General features: G+C 62.9%; 6 protein-coding genes. 3 read left to right on the forward strand and 3 right to left on the reverse strand.

Features of this window, described 5'->3' with window-relative positions:
* Positions 1-16: 16 nt before the first annotated feature.
* Together AC1RQC_RS28940 and gdhA are read right to left on the reverse strand one after the other, a co-directional pair.
* Positions 17-856, reverse strand: a complete 840-nt coding sequence (locus AC1RQC_RS28940) for a sulfotransferase family protein (protein ID WP_492387181.1) — start codon at positions 854-856, stop codon at positions 17-19.
* Between the two features lie 409 nt (positions 857-1,265).
* Positions 1,266-2,609 (reverse strand): NADP-specific glutamate dehydrogenase, encoded by a 1,344-nt coding sequence (gene gdhA, locus AC1RQC_RS28945; protein ID WP_416050706.1) that lies wholly within the window; start codon positions 2,607-2,609, stop codon positions 1,266-1,268.
* A 388-nt stretch (positions 2,610-2,997) separates the two neighbouring features.
* Between gdhA and AC1RQC_RS28950 the strand changes: the two genes are divergently transcribed.
* Entirely contained in the window at positions 2,998-3,648 is a 651-nt protein-coding gene (locus tag AC1RQC_RS28950; protein WP_492885367.1) for a HugZ family pyridoxamine 5'-phosphate oxidase, read from the forward strand.
* A 17-nt stretch (positions 3,649-3,665) separates the two neighbouring features.
* Here AC1RQC_RS28950 and AC1RQC_RS28955 read toward each other — a convergent pair whose 3' ends face one another.
* A complete protein-coding gene (locus AC1RQC_RS28955; RefSeq protein WP_492885369.1) occupies positions 3,666-4,421 on the reverse strand; it encodes a DeoR/GlpR family DNA-binding transcription regulator in 756 nt (251 codons plus the stop codon).
* Positions 4,422-5,155: 734 nt separating this feature from the next.
* On the opposite strand from AC1RQC_RS28955, the gene AC1RQC_RS28960 reads away from it, so the two are divergent.
* Both AC1RQC_RS28960 and AC1RQC_RS28965 read left to right on the forward strand, forming a co-directional pair.
* Positions 5,156-5,659, forward strand: coding sequence for a fimbrial protein (locus tag AC1RQC_RS28960; RefSeq protein WP_492885371.1), 504 nt, complete (start codon positions 5,156-5,158; stop codon positions 5,657-5,659).
* A 118-nt stretch (positions 5,660-5,777) separates the two neighbouring features.
* Entirely contained in the window at positions 5,778-6,113 is a 336-nt protein-coding gene (locus AC1RQC_RS28965; protein WP_492885373.1) for a hypothetical protein, read from the forward strand.
* Positions 6,114-6,464 lie beyond the last annotated feature (351 nt).

Raw genomic sequence — 6,464 nt, forward strand, 5'->3', positions numbered from 1 at the left:
AATCGTGCTAGTTGCGCTATTCGAGCTTTGCGCGGATGACATTGGCCGCGCTTTTGCTGCCGTCCTCCCAGAACGACAGCGCAGCGTACTTCTCGAACAGGTCCGGCGGCAGGATGCTGCGCCGTGCTTGCTTTGCCACCTTGGATTTCACCTGGTGCAAGCCGGACACGCCCAACGCCTGATCGAACTCTGGCGCGTCGTATTGCACGTTATTGAAATCGTGCGCAAACCACGGCTCGCCGATAAAGTCATAAACCAGGCGCATTACCTTGTCGGGCGCCTGGCTGAGCAAGTCGTAGTCGACCAGCAGCAGGGAACCGGCGTTCTCGCCGTAATAGGCTTCCTTGAGCGCGGCCCACGCAAAGCCAACCAGGCGATTGCGCTGCGCCAGGGTATCGACCCGGCTATAGACGGTACTGCGTTCGGCGTCATCGGAAAACAGCTTGGTGTTTTCATACGGATTGGCGCGATACAAACGCTCAAGGCTGTCCATGACCCAGGCGACATTGCGCACGCAGGCAATCACCTTGGCATTGGGAAACAGATCCTGCAGCGCGGGCATGCGTGCGCACCAGTTGCGATTGGTGTCGAACACCACGCCTTTGCCGGCCTTGTCCGCGTAATAGCTATCGAACAGGCCACGCAGCAGCCGGCGGCGCTGGTCCTGGGCGATCACGGGCCCGAATTCGCTGCCGGCACTGCATTGCGCCAGCACGGCATTGAACAGCGTCCCCACCGGACTCGTCATCCCGGCGTGGAACCGGGGATTCTGCAGCAGTAGCGCGGACAGTAAGGTTGACCCTGACCGGGGTAAGCCTGAGATGAAGTGGAATTGGTTGGAAGACACCCGATTCACCGCTGTTTTTATGTTTTAAGCCGGTAGTCTATGCGATGGACATGGCGCTCGTACATATGACAGACGGGCAAGATTGGGGCCGCCGCAGGGATTTTCAGCGGACTTGTATTACAGAATATTGGCGCGCGGCAAGGCGCTTTCCCGCAAATCGGGCACCCGCGCGGGCCGGAGAATTAACACCCCTCTAACGAGGGGATCTGACACAATCTCCATATCTGCTATCCGGTACTCCCACGCAATCGCCGGAGTGTCGACGGCAAACAACGCCCGACAGCTTCGTGGCCGACAAATGCTTAAAAAAATAGCGGGATGGCGTCGCCGCCCTCCCGCTATGCTGCTATGCCGCCGGCGGCCTGGTCAGAAAACCAAGGTGCCGGCCAACGTGCCTGGGCCCGCTATGAGCCCGCTATCAAACCACGCCCTGCGCCAACATCGCGTCCGCAACCTTCACAAACCCGGCCACGTTCGCACCCTCGACGTAGTTGATGAACCCGTCGGCCTTCTGGCCGTAGTGGATGCAGTTGCCGTGGATGTCCTTCATGATCGCGTGCAGCTTCTCGTCGACCTCGGCATGGTGCCAGGACATGCGCATGGCGTTCTGCGACATTTCCAGCCCCGAGGTGGCGACACCGCCGGCATTGCTGGCCTTGCCCGGCGCGTAGAGGATGCGCGCGGCCAGGAAGCGGTCCACGGCGTCCAGCGTGGAAGGCATGTTGGCGCCTTCGGCCACGCAGAACACGCCGTTGGCCAGCAAGCGTTCGGCGTCATCGCCGTCCAGCTCGTTTTGCGTGGCGCACGGCAGCGCCACGTCCGCCGGCACGTGCCAGGGCGTGCGGCCGGCTTCGAAGTGCAGGTCCTGCTCGGCGGCGAAATCCCCCAGGCGGCCGCGCGCCTCGTTCTTGAAAGCCATCAAGGCCGTCAATTGTTCGCTGTTCATGCCCTTGGGGTAATGCAGCACGCCACCGGAGTCAGAGACCGTGAGCACCTTGGCGCCCAGTTCGATCGCTTTCTCGGCGGCATACTGGGCCACGTTGCCCGAGCCGGACAGCAGCACGCGCAGGCCGCTGAAATCGCGCCCCCGGCGGTGCAGCATCTCCTGCGCGAAATACACCGTGCCGTAGCCGGTGGCTTCGGGCCGCATCAGGCTGCCCCCGAAGGCCATGCCCTTGCCGGTGAAGACGCTGGCGGAGCTGTTGGACAGCTTTTTCATCATGCCGGCCATGAAACCGACTTCCCGCGCGCCCACGCCGATGTCGCCGGCGGGCACGTCGGTGTCCGGGCCGAGGTGGCGGTAGAGCTCGGTCATCAGGGCCTGGCAAAAGCGCATCACCTCGCCGTCGGACTTGCCCTTGGGATCGAAGTCCGAGCCGCCCTTGCCGCCGCCCATGGGCAGCGTGGTCAGCGCATTCTTCAGCGTCTGCTCGAAGCCCAGGAACTTCAATACCGAGAGATTGACCGTGGGATGCAGGCGCATACCGCCCTTGTAGGGGCCGATGGCGGAGCTGTGCTGCACGCGGAAGCCCCGGTTGACCTGCACCTGGCCGCGGTCGTCGGTCCATGCCACGCGGAACTGGATCACGCGCTCGGGTTCCACCAGCCGCTCCAGCAAGGCCTGTTCGCCGTAGCGCGGATGCTGCTCGACGAAGGGCCAGAGCGTCATCATGACTTCCTTCACGGCCTGGAGGAATTCGGGCTGGTCGGGGTCGCGCCGGGCAACGCCGGCCAGGAATGTTTCAAGGGAGGCAGATGTCACAAGTGTCTCTTTGTTTCGATGTGCTGGTGCTTGGCAGAAGACGGCCGCCGCGGATACCTGTCCGGCAGGCGTGCCGAGGGATGCCACGGCGCTGCCCGGATGGTCCGGGGCGGCGCAACTGCGGCGAGCCCGGCGGCAATGCGGCAACGGCCGCCGGGTCATGTCAATACATTCAAGATTGGGGTTGAATGTATCGCCAAGGGCGAAGCTTAGCATTTGAGGTGGGCGGCAAGACAGGCACAACCCCTTTGACCAGCAGACATATAAAGGCCGCCTGCTTGTATTTCTGTGCGATCAGCGACCACCAAGCAGAGGCTGGCGGCCTCGAAGGCAGACCCGAGCACGCCGTACAATGCTCGGATCGCGCACAGACAAGGGGGCAAAGAACGTGGAAGTCCCGATCGATCAAGTTGTCAGCCTGCTCCACGAAGCGGCCTACGGCACCCTGGCCACGCACGCTTGCGCCCTGCCCGGCTACCCCTACGCCACCGTGGTGCCGTTCGTGACCGACGCGGCCAGCGCGCCCGTGATCTGCGTCAGCACACTGGCCGAGCACACGCGAAACCTCCTTGCCGATGCGAGAGTGAGCCTGTCGGTGCTGCAGCCCGGCGCCGCGGACGTGCAGAACGCCCCGCGCCTGACGCTGGCGGGCGATGCGGCCTGCATCGAGCCGAATGCCGACGAGCTGGCGCGTTACCTGCGCTATGCGCCGGCTACCGAGCCATTGCTGGCGCTGGATTTCCAGTTCTTCCGCATCCGCCCGAGCGCTATACGATTTATCGCCGGCGTCGGCCGGATGGGCTGGATCGGGCAATCGGCGTGGGATGCCTTGCCGCAGGTGCCGCCAGGCATTGAGGCCGGGATCGTGCAAGCGCTGTCTCTCGCCGCGCCGGACGGCGTACGCGTGCTTGGCGTGGATGGCCATGGCATTGACTATGACATCGCGGGGCGCCGCCGCCGCAGGTGCTTTCCCCATGCCCCTATCGCGCTGGACGCGTTGAAAACGACAGCCCTGGCTTTTGCGCCCAGCCTCGGCTGAACCCGCCTTTGCCGCCCTCAGGCGATGCGCAACACCGGCCCGCGCTCCTTGAGCGCAGCGGCCAGCTCGGGCTCAGGCGCCATATCGGAAATCACGTAAGACGCCTTCTCGAAATGCTTCACCAGCACCCCGGCATTACGGCCAAACTTGGTGTGGTCCGCCACCACGCAGGCCACGCTCGCCGCTTGCAGCATGCAGCTGCGCAACTCGGCGGCAGCACGCGAGAAATCGCTCATCTGACCGTCGGCGGTAATGCCGCCGGTGCCGATAAAGGCAAAGTCCGTGTGGTAGCGCGACAGTTGCTCGATGGTGTCCCAGCCGTGGGTGGCGTCCTCGTTGTCCTGCAGCTCGCCACCGAGCATCACCACCCGATTGCCGTTGCGCCGCCCCAGCAGCAGCGCGATGGCGAAGTCATTGGTATAGACCAGCAGGTTGTGATGGCCATGCAGCGCCTGCGCCACGGTGTGGGTGGTAGTGCCGTAGTCGATGATCAGCGAGGCGCCATCGGGCACCAGCTCCGCCGCGCGCATGCCGATGGCGCGCTTGCCCTCGGCATTGACCGCAGCGCGGATCTGGGTGTCCGGCTCGGCCCGCTCGGGCGTGAGCGCGCCACCGTGCGTGAGAATCAGCAGGCCGCGCGCCGCCAACGCGTTGAGGTCGCGCCGGATGGTCTCGCGCGAGACATCCAGCTCGGTGACCAGCTCGCTGATGGCCAGCGCGCCGCTGGCGGCGAGCTGGTCGAGGATGAATTTTTGCCGCTGTTCAGCCAGCACGTGGACTCCGCTGCGTAGGAAAAACAAAGTGGGATTCTAACGTGTCGATCGTGATCGACTTCCTGAACTCCGTCCTTCTCGCCAAGCCACGAAGGACTCCTGCCGCATCAACAGCGTCAGGTGGATCCGGTGGCAAGGGACTGCGATTGCACAAATCGGCGCGCGGAGCAACGGCTGCGGGAGGTCACTGGGTGCCCCCGGAGATGTAAGGCGCCGCCACGCCCGAAGCCTTGCCAATTTCGCTCCCGCCTTCGAGATTGCAGACAGGACCTTTGCGCTGGACAACTCCGCTCTGCGTTCGCGCCTGATTCTGTCCTGGGAAAACGACCGCATGCGCCAGCGCTCTTCCAGGCTGCCGCAATGGGCCTCGGATGCATTTCCTGGCCGGCTCTTGCCCCAGTTCGCTGGGCCACCGTATTAGAGGCCATTTCAAAAAGACTCCGGCGTCGTCGCGCGGCCTTGGCCGATCCACTTGTGCTGTCTGCGGCCGCGCGCCTAGCCAGTAGCCAGAACCGCTTCGCTTCATTTTGAAACAGTCACTTGAGAACCCATCGATCGAGCGCGCCTTGCCCGACCGCGGCATCGATCTGCCCTCGATACGCCAACGACGAAGCGTATCCTCGTCGACGGCACGCATTTTAGTACTCGTCCTATTCTAAACGACCTGCAATCTCGATATCCTAGTTGCTTCAGAACGCCTTGTCGCCGACATTTGCACCATTCCGCTTCAGGCTGTGGCCGTCGTAAGGCCGCGGGATGCAGACGGTAAGCGGCGCACCGGAAATAGCATCCATCTTTCAGTCCCAGGGACGATCAAGGTAACGACGCGTGGATGCAAGGTGACATCCGGAGCGACCAATGCCATCGTGTTGCCCACCTTGCTATCACATAGCCTGAAGGCGGTCGGCGCGGTGTCGGATGCATCGGCACCCTTCTCCATTGGAGTGAATTGCGATGGCAATGTGGGGCTATACGCGACACTCACGGACGCCTCGAATCCGGCCAATACCAGCAATGCACTGACGTTGGCCGGCAATTCCACCGCTGCCGGCGTGGGCATTCAAATGTTCCGCTCGGGCGAAACGACGCCGCTGGGGCTCGGTTCGGATTCGGCGGCGAAGGGAAACACCAACCCATGGCATGTCGGCCGCTCGTCGGCGTCGGCGGGGCAACCTCAACATTCCCCTGGCTGCAAAATATGTGAAGACCGAACCGACCATCAAGCCAGGCACGGTTAGCCCGCGGAGCAGGATTACGTTCTCGTATCCGTAGCGTCAACCGGTTTCGGTTCGGTCTGCCCTGCCGCCCCCGCTGACAACGACTTGAAGACATAAGGACTCTCAAATGAAGATGAAGATGAATTCCCCAAGAAAATGGCAGTTGTGGCAGCTTGCCTCGAAGGGCAGCGGATACTGTGCGCTGGCCACCGCATCCCTGGCAAGCCTGCCGCCGCAAAAGCAGGACATCGCCCAGAACATTGCAGCCAGGCTCTTGCCACGCGACCGTTACTCCGACGTCAAGGCAGCGCTATTGGTCCTTGTCACGCTGGAGTTGGGCGATAAGGTGCGCGATGAGGGCCGCCCGCAAGCCGCTTGCACAGCCGTGGGGCGAGCGCTGCACTACGTTTACGCGCCCTGGAGTCTGCAATTTGCCTATCGCCAGCTCAATCACACCGGCCCGGTACCTTGCTGATGGTCCATGGCGCATGGGATCGGCTGGCCAGCTCGGCTGGTGCATCCGTGAGAAGCGTCAAGAGGTTATTTCGTCGGCCAGTTCAGCAACGACGCGGTGACGCTGCCCCTATCGCTCACCATGCCTTGATGACCACTTAGCCCCCTTTCAAGGTGACGAAAATTAGGGCACCCTCCGTGCTCTCGAACAGAAACCGGAGTCAATGTGGAGACTCTGCTCGCATCGGCCAAGCCGGCCGAAGATCCCCCTGCGGGGTTGGTCGTTGTTTCTTTTAGCGGCGTTGGTTTTTGGACCCAAGGGCCATACGACATCCCCCTGCGGGGGCTGCCGGTCACTCTTCTTTGCGTCGGC

It is taken from the genome of Cupriavidus sp. GW822-FHT03E04, assembly GCF_058801495.1.